At 37.2% G+C, this 19092-nt stretch carries 16 protein-coding genes; 14 read left to right on the top strand and 2 right to left on the bottom strand.

The genetic code is table 11. The features are described 5' to 3' along the window. From motB to DK858_RS05230, 14 genes are all read left to right on the top strand, one after another. Entirely contained in the window at positions 1-1047 is a 1047-nt protein-coding gene (gene motB / locus DK858_RS05295) for a flagellar motor protein MotB (RefSeq protein ID WP_109396488.1), read from the top strand. A gap of 35 nt (positions 1048-1082) precedes the next feature. Then, positions 1083-3260 carry a chemotaxis protein CheA gene (gene cheA, locus DK858_RS05290; protein ID WP_109396487.1) on the top strand — a complete coding sequence of 726 codons (2178 nt, stop codon included), beginning with the start codon at positions 1083-1085 and terminating at the stop codon, positions 3258-3260. 21 nt (positions 3261-3281) lie between these two features. Continuing rightward, positions 3282-3782: a chemotaxis protein CheW gene (cheW, locus tag DK858_RS05285; RefSeq protein WP_023581802.1), complete on the top strand. Its 501-nt coding sequence runs from the start codon at positions 3282-3284 to the stop codon at positions 3780-3782. Between the two features lie 384 nt (positions 3783-4166). Next, positions 4167-5873: a methyl-accepting chemotaxis protein gene (locus DK858_RS05280; RefSeq protein ID WP_109396486.1), complete on the top strand. Its 1707-nt coding sequence runs from the start codon at positions 4167-4169 to the stop codon at positions 5871-5873. Between the two features lie 59 nt (positions 5874-5932). Beyond that, positions 5933-7579, top strand: a complete 1647-nt coding sequence (locus tag DK858_RS05275; protein ID WP_109396485.1) for a methyl-accepting chemotaxis protein — start codon at positions 5933-5935, stop codon at positions 7577-7579. A gap of 6 nt (positions 7580-7585) precedes the next feature. Then, complete coding sequence (gene cheR, locus DK858_RS05270; RefSeq protein ID WP_072063121.1) at positions 7586-8476, top strand: protein-glutamate O-methyltransferase CheR; 891 nt, start codon at positions 7586-7588, stop codon at positions 8474-8476. Continuing rightward, positions 8469-9521, top strand: a complete 1053-nt coding sequence (locus tag DK858_RS05265) for a protein-glutamate methylesterase/protein-glutamine glutaminase (protein WP_109373805.1) — start codon at positions 8469-8471, stop codon at positions 9519-9521. Before cheR ends, DK858_RS05265 begins: the two co-directional genes overlap by 8 nt. Positions 9522-9580: 59 nt before the next feature. Beyond that, positions 9581-9970: a chemotaxis response regulator CheY gene (gene cheY, locus DK858_RS05260; protein ID WP_109396484.1), complete on the top strand. Its 390-nt coding sequence runs from the start codon at positions 9581-9583 to the stop codon at positions 9968-9970. Positions 9971-9979: 9 nt separating this feature from the next. Then, entirely contained in the window at positions 9980-10636 is a 657-nt protein-coding gene (gene cheZ, locus DK858_RS05255; RefSeq protein WP_023581808.1) for a protein phosphatase CheZ, read from the top strand. Positions 10637-11060: 424 nt separating this feature from the next. Continuing rightward, the gene (flhB, locus tag DK858_RS05250) at positions 11061-12209 is read left to right on the top strand and encodes a flagellar biosynthesis protein FlhB (protein ID WP_109396483.1); all 1149 of its coding nucleotides are present in this window, start codon (positions 11061-11063) and stop codon (positions 12207-12209) included. Then, positions 12202-14292 (top strand): flagellar biosynthesis protein FlhA, encoded by a 2091-nt coding sequence (flhA, locus tag DK858_RS05245; RefSeq protein ID WP_109396482.1) that lies wholly within the window; start codon positions 12202-12204, stop codon positions 14290-14292. Before flhB ends, flhA begins: the two co-directional genes overlap by 8 nt. Before the next feature lie 187 nt (positions 14293-14479). After that, positions 14480-15262, top strand: a complete 783-nt coding sequence (locus tag DK858_RS05240) for a two-partner secretion domain-containing protein (RefSeq protein WP_228407182.1) — start codon at positions 14480-14482, stop codon at positions 15260-15262. Between the two features lie 180 nt (positions 15263-15442). Next, positions 15443-16666 carry a two-partner secretion domain-containing protein gene (locus tag DK858_RS05235; RefSeq protein WP_109396481.1) on the top strand — a complete coding sequence of 408 codons (1224 nt, stop codon included), beginning with the start codon at positions 15443-15445 and terminating at the stop codon, positions 16664-16666. A 120-nt stretch (positions 16667-16786) separates the two neighbouring features. Next, entirely contained in the window at positions 16787-18046 is a 1260-nt protein-coding gene (locus tag DK858_RS05230) for a filamentous hemagglutinin N-terminal domain-containing protein (RefSeq protein ID WP_109396480.1), read from the top strand. A gap of 180 nt (positions 18047-18226) precedes the next feature. Here the strand turns inward: DK858_RS05230 and DK858_RS05225 are convergent, their stop codons facing one another. Together DK858_RS05225 and flgM are read right to left on the bottom strand one after the other, a co-directional pair. After that, positions 18227-18667, bottom strand: a complete 441-nt coding sequence (locus tag DK858_RS05225) for a flagella synthesis protein FlgN (RefSeq protein ID WP_109396495.1) — start codon at positions 18665-18667, stop codon at positions 18227-18229. 13 nt (positions 18668-18680) lie between these two features. Next, entirely contained in the window at positions 18681-18980 is a 300-nt protein-coding gene (gene flgM, locus DK858_RS05220; protein ID WP_109396479.1) for a flagellar biosynthesis anti-sigma factor FlgM, read from the bottom strand. Between the last annotated feature and the right edge of the window lie 112 nt (positions 18981-19092).

The raw sequence follows: 19092 nt of genomic DNA, 5'->3' as shown, positions 1-19092 counted from the left end.
ATGAAGAGTAATTCACAAATCATTCGAGTTAAAAAGCGAGGGAGAAAGCAACATCAAGCTCACGGTGGTGCATGGAAGATAGCTTATGCTGACTTTATGACCGCAATGATGGCTTTCTTTCTGGTGATGTGGTTACTTTCAATCTCTAGCCCACAAGAATTAACTCGTGTAGCCGAATATTTTCGTACGCCATTAAAAGTCGCTATTGAAAAAGGGCGATTTAGTGGAGATGCAACCAATCCTATTCCTGGAGGGGGGCGTGATCCTGTATATAACGAAGGCGATATTTTGCCAAAAGGTCAAGAAGATAAACAGCTCAATGAAAAGCAACAATTCCGCCGATTAAGAGAGAATTTAGAACAAGTCATTCTAAATGATCCTAGGTTAAAAGATCTGAAGCCCCATTTATTGATCGACATGATGGATGAGGGTTTGCGCATTCAAATTATTGATAAAGCAAATCGACCTATGTTTAGAGTCGGTAGTGCCACCGTTGAACCTTATATGAAGGATATTTTGACGGCAATTGCACCAATTTTAAATGACACGCCATACAAAATCAGTTTATCAGGTCATACCGATGATATCCCTTATGCAAGTGGTGCTTTTAAATATAGTAACTGGGAACTATCAACGGATCGCGCAAATGCCTCTCGTCGAGAGTTAATTGGTGCAGGCTTAAATGAATGGAAAGTGTTGCGTGTTGTAGGTATGGCATCAACAGTTCATTTAGTTAAAGAGGACGGTTTTGCAGCGGCTAACCGGCGGATCAGTATTTTGGTCTTAACGAAGCAAGCAGAACAAAAAATTGTACAAGAAAATGAGCGGGTTGCACCGACAGTAACAGAGGCCGCAGAAATTAAACCTCTACTTTCAGGGCAAGAAACCCCACAAGAAAAAGCAGAAAACACACAGACGGGGTCGTCTGTGTCTTCTGCATCTGAGCTTCCCGAATCAAAAAAGGAAAATGTTGAAACAGGAGTTTCTGGGGAAAGTTTGCCATCACAATCGACAAATATTACTACAAAGCAGGGAACAGCCCCCTAATTTGTTAGTAATCGCGTAAAGGTGAATGAGTAACGATGGATATTACTGAGTTTTATCAAACATTTTTTGATGAAGCAGATGAGTTGTTAGCTGATATGGAACAGCATTTGCTGTTACTTGATCCGGCAAATCCAGATCAAGAACAGTTGAATGCGATTTTCCGTAGTGCACACTCCATAAAAGGAGGAGCTGCAACATTTGGCTTCGTTAAACTTCAACAGACCACTCATGTGCTTGAAAACTTGCTCGATAGTGCAAGACGTCATGAGATGGCGCTCACCGACGACATTATTAACCTGTTTCTGGAAGCGAAAGATATTATGCAACAGCAATTGGATGCACATAAAAACTCACAAGAACCTGATGAGGAAACATTTAACTATATTTGTGAGAAGTTGCGTCAGCTGGCTCTCGATGTAAAAGAAGAACAATCCACACCTCGAGTTGAGGCTGTTGCTGGATCTGAAGCTTCAGACTCACAGGCCACAATGATTGAAACTCCTGTTTTGTCATCTGACGCCGAAAATGTGCAAAGTGAAGCCGTAGAAAACATAGTTGAAGTCGCATCAACAATGGCGGCTGATGGGCATTATTACCATCATATCATTCTGTCTGATCTGAAAGAGACAGATATTGATTTAATGCTTGATGAATTAAAACATCTTGGTGAAGTTAGCCAGGTTGAAAAACAGCATCATGGCCTTGAAGCAATATTGAAAACTACGGCAACAGAAGAAGATATCAGCGCTGTACTTTGTTTTGTGATTGAACCTGAACAAATCTCGTTTAAAAAAGAGGCGCTTGCAGAAAAAGCACCAGAAAAAAATACAGTTACAGAAGAAAGTACAACATCTGTTGATGATGCTCATGTTGAAAACCACATTGAGCAACCTGCACCTGTAGAAAAAACAGTGGTTGAAAAAGTGATGCCATCGGCAGAACCAACTAAAGCTCCAGTGGCAGCACCAGCGAAAAGACCCGTTACAGCGGCAGCACCAAAAACAGAATCAAGCAGTATTCGTGTTGCAGTTGAAAAAGTTGATCAATTAATCAACTTAGTTGGTGAACTAGTTATTACACAGTCAATGTTGGCACAACACAGCGGTAGCCTTGAGCCTGCAATATATAGTGATTTACTAAGTTGTATTGCTCAGTTGCAGCGTAATTCTCGTGATTTACAAGAATCTGTTATGTCAATTCGTATGATGCCGATGGAATATGTTTTCAGTCGCTTCCCACGAGTTGTGCGTGATGTAGCAGGTAAAATGAATAAGAAAGTTGAGTTAAACATGATTGGTAGCTCAACAGAACTTGATAAAAGCTTAATTGAAAAAATTATCGATCCTTTAACTCACTTAGTTCGTAACAGCCTTGATCATGGTATTGAAATGCCAGCGGATCGGATTGCTCTGGGTAAACCGGAAGCAGGGCAGTTAACTCTGTCTGCGGAACATCAGGGTGGTAATATTTGTATTGAAGTGACTGATGATGGTGCTGGATTAAACCGCGAACGTATTTTGAAAAAAGCGATTTCTTCTGGACTTGCAGTTTCTGAAAATATGAGCAACGAAGAAGTTGCTATGCTAATTTTTGCACCGGGTTTCTCTACCGCCGAAGTCGTAACGGATGTTTCTGGCCGTGGTGTGGGTATGGATGTTGTGAAACGAAATATCCAAGAGATGGGGGGGCAAATTCAGATCAGTTTTGAGGTTGGTAAAGGAACGCGTATTCGTATTTTACTTCCACTAACATTAGCAATTTTAGATGGTATGTCTGTTAAAGTTCATGACGAAGTCTTTATTTTACCATTAGGAACGGTAGTCAGTTCTTTACAACCGGAAGAAGATGATATTTATCCATTGGCTGGCGATGAAAAATTATTGCAGGTTAGAGGAGAATATCTACCACTGATTGAATTACATCGTACTTTTAATATTGAAGGCGCTCAAACTGATATTACCCAAGCCATTGCGGTTATTGTTCAAAGTGCCGGACGTCGTTATGCTTTATTAGTAGATCAATTAGTTGGTCAGCATCAAGTTGTTGTTAAAAATATAGAGAGCAATTACCGAAAAGTTCCTGGTATATCTGCTGCAACAATTATGGGCGACGGTAGTGTAGCTTTAATTCTTGATGTACCAGAATTGCAACGTTTAAGTCATACACAAATGACGAATAAGAAAAAGAATACAACTGCAAGCGCAGTCATTTAATAGTGAGGATAAAATAAGATTATGGCTTCGGAACATTTCGAGAAATTATCCGGTGAAACTGTTGGACAAGGATTTCTAATTTTTACGCTGGGTGATGAAGAATATGGAATTGATATTTTAAAGGTTCAAGAAATTCGTGGATATGATCAAGTTACACGTATTGCTAATTCACCTAGCTTTATTAAAGGTGTAACTAATTTACGGGGCGTTATTGTTCCGATAGTTGATCTGCGTATTAAATTTTCACAAGAAAGTGTAACTTATAATGACAATACTGTTGTTATTGTGGTTAACTTATTAAATCGAATTGTGGGAATTGTTGTTGATGGCGTTTCTGATGTTCTTACGCTAAAGCCAGAGCAAATCTGCCCTGCGCCAGAGTTTGCAGTCACCATGTCTACTGAGTATTTAACAGGTTTAGGTACTTTAGATGAAAGAATGCTTATTCTTGTTGATATTGAAAAATTACTCAATAGTGAAGAAATGGAATTAGTCGATAGTGCAACAATTCAAGCTAAATAAGTTTTTATTTTTTAAAAAATAACCTAAATACTGTTCCGGTAATTTTGCCGGAATAGTTATTTTTATCTTTTTTATTTTATTAGCGAGTGCTAAAGCATTAAATTAACTTTAAGTAAAATTAAAAGATAAAAAAGAACTAATAATTTTAGTTAAGTTCTATTTTATTACTTATTAACTTAATAAGTAGCTATCACTTAGCTGTAATGTTTTTCTACTGACGGAAATAACTTTAAAGTTTTTTATACTTATAATTTTAATTAAAAAGAGTATTACCACCGCTTTCTAATAGAGCAAAAACGTGACCAAGACGAAATGAATCCTATAAAGTTTCTCTTAAGTCTGCCGATAACTTGCTCATTACCGTTTATTATAAAAAGGGAAACTATGTTTAGCCGAATGAAAATAGTGACTGGATTATTATCCATTCTTCTGTTGTTTGGTGTTTTGCAATTTGTCTCAGGGGGCGTTTTTTACTCAAATATCGTTGAGACAAGAAACGACCTTAATAAAACACTGACAATACAATCGCAACGTGAACGCCTAGATGAAAGCTGGGCTAACTTACTTCAAGCTCGTAATAATATTAATCGTGCTGCGATTAGTTTTTTATTACAAGATAAAAATCTTAATGTAGATGATTCTCTGTCTGTTGATTATTTGGCGGGGCTTGCTCGTAAAAATATGTCTCGTGCAGACGAGAAATTTAAAGAATTTGAAAAGAATATTACAGCTTATCAGATTCACTCAGAAGATGATGTTCGTAGCCTAAAAGGGCGCTTTATCGAATATTTCTCTGCATTAAACCAATTAGAAATTTTACTTCAAGATAAGAACTTAAAAGACTTTTTTGAGCAACCAACTACGGGTTATCAAGACGCTTTTTACAAAGAGTATCTTTCATATGTTATGCGTAATGAGAAATTTAACGGAGAGTTAAATGTGGCACTAGAGGCCTCTCACCAACGTACTATCATTACTATGGCAGTGTTAGCCATTATCGTTATCGCAGCATTAATTCTATGTTGGTTTGCATTACGTAATGCCTTAATTAGACCATTAAATTCACTTCTATTAAGTATTAAAACTTTCTCTGAAGGTGATTTACGTCCAAATATCGAAGTGAATGGACGTAATGAAATGAGCTTGTTAGCAAGTGGTTTAAAACATATGCAACAAGAGCTTATTCAAACTGTTCGTGGTGTCTATCAAAGTACGGAAAACATTTATAACAGTACAAGTGAAATTGCTGCTGGGAATAATGACTTATCTGCTCGTACAGAAGAGCAAGTGGCTTCGTTAGAAGAAACTGCTGCAAGTATGGAACAGTTAACGGCGACCGTAAAACAGAACGCAGACAATGCTCGCCAAGCAAGTAACCTTGCTAATGATGCCTCAGATATTGCCCGCCAAGGTGGAAAAGTTGTTGCTAATGTGGTGCAAACGATGCACGACATAGCCGGAAGTTCTCAGAAAATCACCGATATCACAGCTGTTATTGATGGCATTGCATTCCAGACCAATATTTTGGCACTGAATGCGGCTGTTGAAGCTGCTAGAGCCGGTGAGCATGGTCGCGGATTTGCGGTAGTTGCCGGTGAAGTTCGTAACCTTGCACAGAGAAGTGCAGAAGCTGCTAAAGAAATAAAAACACTGATTGAAGATTCAGTAAATCGTACTGAAACGGGCTCTGTACTCGTTGAAAGTGCGGGTGAGACGATGACGCGCATCGTGGATTCAGTAACGCGCGTTACTGATATCATGGGCGAAATTGCTTCAGCATCAGATGAGCAAAGCCGAGGTATTTCACAAGTTGGCCTTGCGGTTTCTGAAATGGATCGAGTCACTCAGCAAAACGCCTCTTTAGTAGAACAATCTGCAGCCGCGGCTGCTGGTCTTGAAGATCAAGCAGTTGCATTAACCCGCTTAGTTTCAATCTTCAAATTACCGGGTCAGGAAGAAAAAACGCTAGAAAGAAAGGAATCGGATGCAACCCCTGTAGTTAAAGCCGCTGCTCCACTTATAAAACCAGGAACCTCAGAAAAGAAAAAGAGCAGCAGTGTTGAAGATCCCGCTAATTGGGAAACTTTCTAACAACAACAAGTGGCTGACAAGCGGTGGCTTTAAACCACCGCTTTAAACGAGGTGAAGGCATGTTTAGGTTTCGCAAATTAAAGATATCCACCAGTCTCTATTTATTACTGATGATGTTTTGCGTTATGCAATTGATTTCTAGTGGTATTTCGCTAGGGATCGTTCATTTGGATAACAAACAGATCACCAAAATAGATATAGATACATCTAAGCGAGATGAATTAGGATTAAGTTGGGCATCTTTAATACAAACACGTAATGCGATTAATCGTGTTGCTATCGCAGTGAAAACTGAACAGTCAACGGATTATATTCAATCTATTGAATCAATTGCACTTTCACGTTTGGAAACGGCGAATACTCATTTTCAAAATTTCCTTGCTGATATAAATAAAGAGGCAATCCCGACAGAAGAAAAAGAAATTGTTGAAGCAGTGAAAAACGATTACCACGTTTTGTATGGTGCATTAACCGAATTACATAGCATGTTAAAAAACGATAACTTCCAAGGTTTTTTAGATCAACCAACGGAACGTTATCAAACAGCGATGGAAAATTCATTTAATACCTATATGAATTATGTTCAGGGAGAAATTACTGAATCTATAGAGCAAGGACATCGCTCTTATACTATTGCTATCTTGATGTTTATCGGTGCAATAACGATGGTTATTGTTGTATCAATCGCCGCTCATCGCTGGCTAAGTTTTAATATCATTAAACCTTTCGCAAGTTTAAGTCGTTATTTTAATGATGTTGCCACTGGTAAATTAAATCGTGAAATTCTTGTCTTTACCGATGATGAAATAGGAAATGTGTTTAAAAAACTACGAGAGATGCGTGGTGAGCTCGCGCGTTCTATTCGCCTCGTTCGTGATAATAGCCATGCTATGTATTCTGGTATTCAAGAAATTTCCAAAGGAAATACGGATTTATCCTCAAGAACTGAACAACAAGCTGCTTCGTTAGAAGAAACTGCGGCAAGCATGGAAGAGTTAACAGCAACGGTTAAACAAAATGCTGATAACGCTCTGCAAGCGAGCAAGCTCGCGGAGTCTGCTTCTGAAACAGCGATACGTGGTGGCCAAATCACACATAGTGTTGTTGAAACCATGGATGCGATTACACAAAGTTCTCAAAAGATAGGGGCTATTATCAGTGTGATTGATGGTATTGCGTTCCAAACCAATATATTAGCACTTAACGCGGCGGTTGAAGCTGCTCGCGCAGGTGAACAAGGGCGTGGATTCTCTGTTGTTGCTGGAGAAGTTCGTAATCTTGCTCAACGCAGTGCTGATGCTGCAAAAGAAATTAAGTTGTTGATTGATGAGTCCGTTTTACGTGTCTCTCAAGGTTCTCAACTTGTTAATAATGCAGGGCAAACAATGGAGGAACTCGTCACATCAGTAAATAAAGTCACTGAGTTAATGGCAGAAATTGCCTCAGCTTCTGATGAACAAAGCCGAGGTATTCACCAAGTCGCTGATGCAGTCAGTCAGATGGATCAGGTGACACAGCAAAACGCTGCTTTGGTGGAGCAATCAGCATCTGCTGCCGCAGCATTAGAAGATCAGGCTAATAACCTTGTTAATGCTGTATCGGCATTCGAGTTGCCTGACACGGATGAGGGAGATAACTCTTCATCCCTAGAAGGTAATGGGTTGAAAAAAGCAGATAAAAAATCATTTTTTAAAAAGACCCATTAAAAAACAATGAAACGTAATGTTACTGAAGTCTTATCAGATATCGCTGCTCAACCGTTGGATATTTTTACCCAACGGTTCATGTTGTCCGATGATCAGTTCCAATCTATATGCCAATTGATTTATCAAAAGGCCGGTATTGTGCTGACTAACAACAAAAGGGAGATGGTTTATAACCGTCTCACGAGGAGGTTACGTGAATTACGGATGAATAACTTTGGTGACTATCTTGCGTTTCTTAAAAGTGATGTACGCAACCCTGAATGGCAAGAGTTTGTCAATGCATTAACAACCAATCTCACTGCATTTTTCAGGGAAGCGCATCATTTTCCTATTTTGGCGAAACATGCCAGAAAAAAAGCAGGAGGCGTCTACCGAGTATGGTGTGCAGCAGCATCTACTGGAGAAGAACCTTATTCAATAGCGATGACTTTACGCGATGTTTTTGGAAATAACCCGTATAAAACCAAAATTATTGCCAGTGATATCGATACTAATGTGTTGGATAAAGCACGAAAAGGTGTTTACCGACAGGAAGAGCTTAAAACATTAAATGATGAATATTTGAAAAAATATTTTCTCAAAGGTGTCGGCGAGTTTGAAGGATACGTGAAAATTAGACATCAAATTAGCGAGATGGTCTCTTTTCAGTATTTGAATTTACTCGACAAGCAATGGGATTTAGAAGGTAGTTTTGATGCGATTTTTTGTCGTAATGTCATGATTTATTTCGATAAAGAGACACAACAAACCTTACTTAATCGTTTTACCTCATTACTTAAGCCAGACGGAATGCTGTTTGTTGGACATTCAGAGAATGTAAGCCAGCTTAGCAAGAATTTCTACTTGCATGGGCATACCGTTTACGGGCTGACACCAGCAAGGAGAGGTTATGAATAAAATAACGGTACTCTGTGTTGATGATTCGGCGTTAATGCGTCAAATCATGCGAGAAATCATCAACAGTCATAGCGATATGGAAGTTGTTGATTGTGCACCAGATCCTATAGTGGCTCGTGACTTAATAAAAAAGTACAACCCACAGGTATTAACGTTAGACGTTGAAATGCCACGCATGGATGGTATTGATTTCTTGGAAAAATTGATGCGATTAAGACCTATGCCTGTCGTTATGGTTTCATCATTAACAGCCAAAGGCTCAGAAGTAACGTTAAAAGCGTTAGAGTTGGGTGCGGTTGATTTTGTGACTAAACCACAGCTTGGTTTGCGTGAAGGTATGATGGCTTATAGCGAACTGATTGCCGAGAAAATTCGCGCGGCAGCACAGGCACGAATTAATCGCCGAGAAGTACAAGCACCGCCTTCTAAATCATTGTCATTTACACCGATGATTTCGAGTGAAAAGTTGATCGCTGTCGGTGCATCAACTGGTGGCACAGAGGCTATTCGTAATTTTCTAGAACCATTACCCATTACCAGCCCGGCGATATTAATTACGCAACATATGCCCGCTGGGTTTACACACTCATTTGCAGAACGATTAAATCGGTTATGTCAAATTAGTGTAAAAGAAGCAGAAGACGGCGAACGTGTATTACCTGGGCATGCTTATATTGCGCCCGGTGATTATCACATGGAGCTTCGTCGTAATGGTGCTAACTACCAGATTCACATTAATAAAGAGCCCGCAGTCAACCGTCATCGTCCTTCTGTCGATGTGTTATTTAGGTCTGTCGCAAAATATGCGGGACGTAATGCCATCGGTGTGATTTTAACCGGAATGGGAAGTGACGGTGCTGCTGGTTTATTAGAAATGCGTCGTGCGGGTAGTTATACCTTTGCACAAGATGAAGCGAGTTGTGTCGTCTTTGGCATGCCTCGTGCTGCGGTTGAATTAGGCGCAGTAGACGAAGTGAAAAGCATAAGCGCAATGAGTAAAGCCGTGCTGATGAAAATCAGTAGTACACAATCATTGCGTATCTGATTAAGTTCAGTTTAAAAAGCAACACAGTAATTTGCCGATATATTTTGAAGGAGTTTTCGATGGCAAGTAAGGATCTGAAATTTTTAGTGGTTGATGATTTTTCAACAATGCGCCGCATAGTTCGTAATTTGCTAAAGGAATTAGGATTTACGAATGTAGAAGAAGCAGAAGATGGTGCTGACGCGTTAGTTAAATTACGCAATTCGGCATTTGATTTTGTGATTACAGACTGGAACATGCCAAACATGGATGGTCTAGAGCTTCTTAAAAATATTCGTAGTGACGCGGGACTTGCAGCAACACCAGTACTTATGGTAACCGCTGAAGCTAAAAAAGAAAATATCATTGCAGCAGCACAAGCTGGTGCAAGTGGATATGTTGTTAAACCTTTTACAGCAGCAATTCTTGAAGAAAAACTAAATAAAATTTTTGAAAAACTGGGCATCTAAGGAGTCGCAATGAGTGGGAATCCAATTATGCCGAAAGATAATATTGAAATGACATCTGATATTATCAGCCGGATCGGACAATTGACGCGGATGTTACGCGACAGTTTGCGAGAATTAGGATTGGATAAAGCAATAGCCGAAGCAGCAGAAGCCATCCCTGACGCTAGGGAACGACTGGACTATGTTGCTCAAATGACCGCTCAGGCAGCTGAGCGTACATTGAACTGTGTCGAAGCTGCGCAACCTAAACAGGATGCGTTAAGTGCCGATGCGACTAAGCTGACTGAACGTTGGGACCAATGGTTTGAACAGCCAGAAGAGCTGAAAGATGTACGATCTCTTGTAACCGATACCCGCAATTATTTGCGGGATATCCCTGAGAGTACGGCTTTTACTAACAGTCAGTTATTGGAAATCATGATGGCACAGGATTTCCAAGATCTGACCGGTCAGGTCATTAAACGCATGATGAGTGTCGTTCAAGAAATTGAAAAACAACTCGTGATGGTATTAATGGAAAACCTGCCACCAGAGCAACTTGAAAAGTCTAATGTGAAGAAGGAGACTGACTCTTTATTAAATGGTCCTCAGGTTAATAAAAACAACGCTGGTGTGATCAAAAATCAAGATCAAGTTGATGATTTACTGGAAAGTTTAGGTTTCTAACCTTCTAATGAGTTTTAGGGCGATAAGGACGTTGAGATACGCAGGACGCATTCGCTCTATGCTCAGCTCTTTTAGGATGATGTATTTTATGGATAAAAAATCATGTAATAATGCTTTAATAGTTCACGCTATTGAAGAAAATGTAAGCCGCTTTTTTTAAGCGGCTTTTGACGTTGTCGAAATAAACATCATAAAAGTAGAATTACTCTATTTTACTGTGAATTTTGCTGATTTCCTTATAATCAGTGTCAATATTGCTTATATCTCCATCTTTATCATTGGATTGTTTTTTCAGCGAATGCTGTCATAGCTCAAAAAGCCCCGTAAATTTGCGATTGTTCAGCCCATCAATTTCCTCCGAATTTGTCATGCTTAGAGTCATTTCATTCATGCTTTTAATCTCATTACCTGAATCGGACTGACTGTGGCTGAAGATAGCGATCTCGAAAAAACAGAGGAACCCACACCCCATAAACGGGAAAAAGCAAAAAAAGATGGACAAATTGTTCGTTCTAAAGAGCTATCGTCCGTATTAATGGTCTTGGGTGGCGTGAGTTTGCTGTGGATGAGTGGTGGATTTATCACTCGTGAATTATATGCCATGTTAACAGAAGGGTTTACGTTTAATCATCACCTTATCGGTAATGAGAATTTATTGATCCCTCGATTTGGTAGCTTGATTAAACAAGCCGTTTTTGCACTATCACCCGTGTTTTTGGGTTTAGTCTTTGTCGCAATTGGAGGCTCTGCCTTATTAGGCGGGATTAACTTTAGTAGTAAATCCATTAAATTTGATCCCAAAAAATGGAATCCTATTTCTGGATTAAAACGTATTTTTTCTATGAATGCGTTAGCTGAGTTATTTAAAGCGATACTGAAATCAACCTTTGTGGGGATCGCTGCAACCGTGTTTTTATGGCACAACTGGAACGATATTCTTCATCTGATCACGCTTCCACCACTTAGTGCGCTAGCCAATGCGATGCAACTGCTAATTTTCGCTGTCTACATTACGGTTTTTATGCTGATACCAATGGTGGCATTTGACATTATTTTTCAAATTCGTAGTCATTTGAAAAAATTACGAATGACGCGCCAAGAAATTAAAGACGAATTTAAACAGCAAGAGGGTGATCCACAACTTAAAGCGCGTATCCGCCAGCAACAACATGCAATGTCACGTCGTCGAATGATGGCCGATGTGCCTAAAGCAGATGTGATTGTGACGAACCCAACCCACTATGCTGTCGCACTGCAATATAACGATAAAATGGCAGCCCCTAAAGTTTTAGCGAAGGGGGCTGGTGTTATTGCGTTAAAAATTAAAGAGATTGGTGCAGAAAATCGAATTCCGCTTCTAGAAGCACCACCGCTTGCTAGGGCGTTATATCGTCACAGTGAAATAGGTCATGCAATACCTTCAACCCTCTATGCTGCGGTTGCAGAAGTACTTGCATGGGTTTATCAACTGAAACGATGGAAAACCGAAGGTGGTTTAAAACCTAAACAACCTATGAACTTGCCAGTGCCTCCCGCACTGGACTTTGCTGGAGAAGATAATCGTCATGGCTAATTTGGCCTCATTACTCCGCTTGCCGGGAAATTGGAAAAGTTCTCAGTGGCAGATACTGGCAGGGCCAGTGCTTATCTTGTTGATACTGTCAATGATGGTATTGCCATTGCCACCTTTTCTATTGGATTTATTATTTACCTTTAACATCGCACTCTCCATTATGGTGCTGTTGGTTGCAATGTTCACTCGACGTACGTTGGACTTTGCAGCTTTCCCGACTATTTTGCTGTTTACTACGTTGTTACGTTTATCATTAAACGTTGCTTCAACACGTATCATCTTAATGGAAGGGCATACAGGACCAGAAGCTGCAGGGCGCGTTGTCGAGGCCTTTGGTCATTTCCTTGTTGGCGGTAATTTTGCTATCGGTATTGTGGTCTTTATCATCCTTATTTTGATTAACTTTATGGTAATCACTAAAGGGGCGGGACGTATTGCTGAAGTGGGTGCGCGTTTTGTGTTAGATGGAATGCCAGGTAAACAGATGGCAATCGATGCTGACTTGAATGCGGGCATTATCAACGAAGAGGAAGCAAAAAAACGCCGTAAAGAAGTTTCATTGGAATCCGACTTTTACGGTTCAATGGATGGTGCGAGTAAGTTCGTCCGTGGAGATGCCATCGCAGGGTTAATGATCCTTGTGATTAACGTGGTGGGTGGTCTTATCGTCGGTGTTGCTCAACACGGAATGGCATTAAATGATGCTGCAACGACTTATACCCTTTTAACCATCGGTGATGGTCTGGTTGCGCAAATTCCTGCATTGATTATCTCAACAGCAGCGGGTGTTATCGTAACTCGTGTTGCAACAGATGAAGATGTTGGACAGCAGATGGTTACCCAGCTGTTTGACAATCCTCGTGTTCTACTGTTAACCGCAGGCGTACTAGGTTTGTTAGGTTTAGTGCCGGGTATGCCTAACTTTGTTTTCCTCTTTTTCACGGCAGCATTAGGTGGATTAGGTTGGTATATCTTACGTCGTAACGCTAATCCTGAAGTGCAACAACAAAAAGAGATGGAAGAAGTCGAAAAGCAAAACCGTGTTGTTGAAGCTTCATGGGAAGATGTACAACTTGAAGATCCATTAGCAATGGAAGTAGGGTATCGCTTAATTCCAATGGTAGATAACCGCCAAAATGGTGAGCTGTTAGGCCGAATTAGTGGTATTCGTAAAAAGTTTGCTCAGGAAACAGGGTATCTCCCTCCTGTTGTTCATATTCGAGACAATATGGAATTAAAACCCTCTTCTTATCGCATTCTAATGAAAGGGGTTGAAATTGGTCACGGTGAAGCACATCCTGGGCGTTGGTTAGCCATCAATCCGGGTAATGCTGTTGGCTCTTTAGAGGGTGATATTACTCAAGAGCCTGCATTTGGTTTACCTGCTGTGTGGATCGATGACAGTTTAAGAGAGCAAGCACAGGTTCAAGGCTATACAGTTGTTGCCGCAAGTACTGTTATTGCAACGCACTTTAATCATGCATTAACGAAATACGCATCAGAATTATTTGGTCGTCAAGAAGCACAAATGTTATTTGATAGGGTCAGTAAAGAGCTCCCTAAAATGACAGAAAATATGATCCCAGATATGCTTTCACTCACAGTATTGCACAAAGTATTGCAAAACCTGCTGTCTGAACAGGTGCCTATTCGAGATATGAGAACCATATTAGAAGCCTTAGCGGAGCATGCACCAGAGCAGAAAGATCCAGCCGAATTAACGTCCGTTGTTCGTGTTGCACTTCGCCGTGCGATTACACAACACTGGTTTGGTGATCAAGATGAAATTCAAGTCATTGGTTTAGATGCAAGCTTAGAACGTATTCTGGTTCAAGCGATGCAAAGTGGCGGTGGATTAGAGCCAGGGCTTGCTGAAAATATTGAACAACAAGCGGCAGATGCTGTTCGTCACCAAGAGATGTCTGGCGGCGCTCCTGTATTATTAGTGAATCATTCACTACGTTCATTATTGTCACGTTTTTTACGTCGTAGCCTGCCACAATTAGCCGTATTATCAAATATGGAGATTAGTGAAGGTCGTCGCATTCGTATGACGTCGATGATTGGTGGACAGCCACACTAAACTAATAATTAGGTGTCATATAGACCAATAATCTTTATTTTGAATATGTTATTACACGCGACTAATTTGATTGGTTGCGTGTTTTTTTTATCTCAATCTCGTTTTCATCCTTATAGATGATGTTTGATTTATAATATCTAATAAAAATTATTATCATTAATATAATTTCTTTATAGGAGATTTATTAATGAAAAATAAAAATTTACTTTTCCCATTACTTATTTTATTCAATTCACAAATGGTTTTGGCAGATGAAAGTATCATTATAAACAATGAGTTGTCGCCTAAGACAACGCTTACTTTTGATAATGAAAAGAATAAAAATGTAATTAATATAGATTCAAACCTTGAGGAGGGTATTTCACTTAATTTTTACCATAAATTTAATGTTCCTAAAGAGGGGATCATTCTTAATAATAAAGAAGCCAAAGCCAATGTTATTATTAATGAAGTTACTGGAAATGAAATGAGTTTAATTAATGGTAATGTTAGAGTCGAAGGACTCAAGGCTCATGTGATTATTGCTAACCCTAATGGTATTGAATGTCACCAATGTTCTGCCTCCAGAGTCACTGATTTTACACTAATTAGTGGAAAAACTAATGACAGTGTCAGTGATTTTATTTTATCAGATAAGAATTATGTCTCTATTCGTGGTCTAAAGCGGATTGCTAGTCAAAAAATTAATCTTATTTCCAATAAAATTCTTATGGAGGGAAGATTAAATAAATCCATTAATACATTAAATATATTGAGTGGGTTAAAAACATATCATCTTTTTTCAAAAAATGAATTTAATCATAATGGGCAGGTTTCTTTTTTTGAAGGGTTTAAAGCTAATTTAAATAAAATCAATATTAAGCATGGTTATGGTGAAGTTTATTTTGATAAAGGTGCTTATAATATAACTAAAAGTAAACTAAATATTGATGGTTTTTCTGGGGATAGTGCTCTTTATATATCTAGATAATTAATGTAAAAAATAACGCTTTTATTTTAAATATAAAATATATAGGTGTTAATTTAGGTGAATTATATATTTCTTTAATGTGCTGATATTTGTTTTCTAGAAATAATAAATTTAACAAGAAGTATTTTATGAAATACTTCTTATTATCTCTGCTAATAAATAATATAATTAAGTTTAGTAATGAAATTAAAAAAAATACTTTGTTTTTGTTATCATGGTTTATTTATAACATCACTATTTTTTTCCTCTCAAGCTTTTTCGGATATGTTAATCGTTAAAGATGATGATAAAGCAAAAAAACTTTCTATTAATTATGAAAGTGGAAAAGCTGTAATTAATATTGAGACAAATGATATTCGGGGGATTTCGCATAATTATTATAATGACTTTAATGTTGATGAAAAAGGTGTAGTGTTTAATAACGCTAAAGAGCAATATGTAACAACCATTATAAATGAAGTGACATCTAAAAATAAAACAATGCTTAAAGGTGACCTATCTATTAATGGCAACCCTGTAAGTATCGTTATTGCAAATCCTAATGGAATACATTGTCAAGGATGTTCATTTAATGGTATTGAAACAGTCACTTTAATCAATGGCAGGAGTGATAACTTAAATATAGGTAAGTATCGAGTTTCTAATAAAGGAAGTATTGAGTTTAGTACAGGTGAGGAAGCTGAGAAGAATAAATTTATTTTTGATAAAATAAATATTATTTCTAAGGATGTTAAATTTAATGAAAATTTAACGTTGTTTTCTAATAAACTAAATATTATTAATGGTAAGCAGATTTACCATATGTATAATAAATTCTCCTCAAAATATCATAAAGGAAAATTGTTATTAGATTTTGGCTCGATTATTAATGCAAAGAAATTTATTTATTCTGCTGGAAATAATGTTTTTATAAATAATGGTATTTTTAATGTGGGAGAGATAGTTGTAGATACAAAGGGAAAAATAATTAATTCAGGTGAAATAAATATATTAAATTGGCGTATTGATTCCATTTTGAAAAATGTTTATGAGAAATATAGTAACACTGATTTTTCAGAAAGAAATACCATATTTAATGCTAAGACATTCAATAATGAAAAAAATTCTAGATTAACTATTTATAAGACTAATGTTCATTTTAATTTATCTAAAGGTAACTTTTTTAATGAGGGTTCCCTACGTTTAGAGAAGAGTAAATTTTCTGCTAATGTACGTAATTATATTCATTCTTTCGAAAGCAAATCATTTAATATTAACTCGTTAATGGTTATTGATGCTGAAAAAAGAGTAATGCTCAATGGGGAAATTTTCTTTATTGATTCCCTTGATAAAATTTTTATTCAAAATAGTACGAATATTAGGTTTAATCCGACAAATAGCGATAATATCCTTATTAAGTATTAATTGTTTGCATATGTTTTATTATAAAATATTTTATGTGAATATTTTTATGTGGATGGTTTTTAAAATTAATCGGATTATATATTAATTATAATAATTACTTTAAAACCAAAGGAAATGGCTATGAAAAAAATCCCTCTATTTACTCTTTCATTATTATCTGTATTTGTTTCAGTATCTTGTTATGCTACTCAAGATGTTGTTTTAAATACTAATTCATTATCTGATGCACAAGTATCAATTAATGATGATATGGGTAAAACACAAGTTAAAATCATAAACACTAATCAAGATAATGTAGCCCATATCTATTACGACCGTTTTAATGTTAATAATAATGGGTTATCATTAGATAATGATAAAGCAGAATTAATTATTAATGAGGTTATTTCTCACGAAGATTCAGCGTTGCGTGGTGATCTTGAGTTACAAGGAAAAAAGGCGACAGTAATTATAGCCAACCCTAATGGAATTTCTTGTTATGATTGCTCTTTCTCAGGAATCGATAATATTAAGTTAATTTCAGGTAGCAGTGTAGGGAAATTTTCTAAGGAATTTATTATAACAGATAAACCTGTTAATTTTGCTTTTGTTAATAAATTACCTAGAAATGAGTTTACTCATATTAATCGTCATTATAAAGACATTTCACCTGCATATATAAATATTATATCTAATAATGTAGCGTTGGGTGAAGGTGATTTTAATTCTAAATACATCCGTTTTGATATTGGTTTAGATAAATTTAACCTTAACTATTCAAATGATTATAATCGCAAAGGGGATTTGTTAATAACCGATTGGGCAACGTTAAACAGTCGGTATTTAATAATAAGAGGGAATAATGCTAAGGTTAGCCATCATGGTCATATTGATACTTTATCTTTAAATGCAAGTGTCAATGGATGGTTTAACGAAGATGGTTCAATTATAGATTTAAATAGAGATATAAATTTATATAAAAAATCTTATGATGATGTAAAAAAATCAAGGTTAGATATTTCAGAGACTTATTATAGTGGTAAGACATCATCTTTTTATGTTAAAGATAGTGCTTTATTTATTAATGCGCAAGATATGATGTTACTTAACGATTATATTATCGACAATAGCTATTTAATATCACGTGTTAATTATATAAATATGAATAACATTACGTTGAATAAAAGCTATTTTGATGTTACCTCCAATACGGGTATAAGTATTCGTGGTAAAATCCATGGGGAAGGTAGTGTTGTGTTAGAAGGGATGTACGGGAGTTTTTATGAAAAAGATAAAATAGAGTTAACAGGAAAAGGTTTAGCAGGATTAAAGGGACAACCGAAATTTCAATTAGGTACATCAACTATTATAGATAAAAATATCAACCATAAAAATCTTTAATAGACTCTAATTAAAAATTAATGATAAAAATATCATGTTTATTATTACTATCGATTTAACGTGTAACATTAATTTAATGCTTATTTTATAGTTACTATATATAAGTAAAAATAATAGGCTGCATAAAATAGTCCTTGTATTATGTCGATATAATGCAAGGACTGTTATTTTCTTTAAATTTTATACTTGGATTTTTCGCCCAGCTAATATTGAACGTTGTGCTTGCCCATCAGAACCATAAAGGGTTGGGCTGTGGTTCTTCTGCAAAAAACGGATTGCATCACTATTACGAGAGATGTGTTGATCAAGTAGTAATCCGTTATGTTGATTTAGATATCTTAACTCCGCCGTGATGTCTATTATCTGTGTCCATAAATCAGATAAGAACGGCAACCCTGCATAAGGTTTTTCTACACCGGCTTGTTGGCTTAGCGTATGGCGCTGTTGGTCTGTATGACCTAGAGCCGACAAGACAAAATTCTTCTGTTCAGTTACTTCGTGTAGGGCATTGATATCAATATTACCTGCGCATAATAACTGTTGTTCAGCACGTAAAATACTCGCAATGGTATTAAGCTGTGATAATTGAAGATCTAAAGTCTGGCGGAGTTCTTCCATCATAATCATTAAAATATTATTGAGTTATGCTTTCAGCAGCTTCACGGAAAAGAGCATCCGCAATTTTACCGCTGTCCATGGTTAATGTTCCGTTGGCAATCGCTTCTTTTAAGTGAGCAACTTTCTCAACGTTAATGTCTTTATTTCCAGGTTGAACAAGTTTTTTCTGCGCTTCACTCAGTTTTACAGATGTGTCGCCTGTTGCAGTTTTTTGTTCAGTTGTTCCCGATTTACGAGAGCCTTGCGTGATTTCACTTGGGTTACGTTGTGCAATTGCGTTAATCGGAAGCAGTGGATTTGCGCGTTCAATACTCATAGGAAAATCCTTTGTTAGGCATCAATTAATAGTCAGATGAAGCCATTGTAAAACAACCTATGTGTTTTCGCCTATCATCTTGGTTCTTTATATCGGCTGTGAAATCAAAAAC

The sequence above is a fragment of the Proteus faecis genome, from assembly GCF_003144395.1.
Classification (GTDB): domain Bacteria; phylum Pseudomonadota; class Gammaproteobacteria; order Enterobacterales; family Enterobacteriaceae; genus Proteus; species Proteus faecis.
The sequence above is the reverse complement of the archived record's forward strand: the minus strand, read 5'-3'. Positions and strand labels throughout refer to the sequence as shown.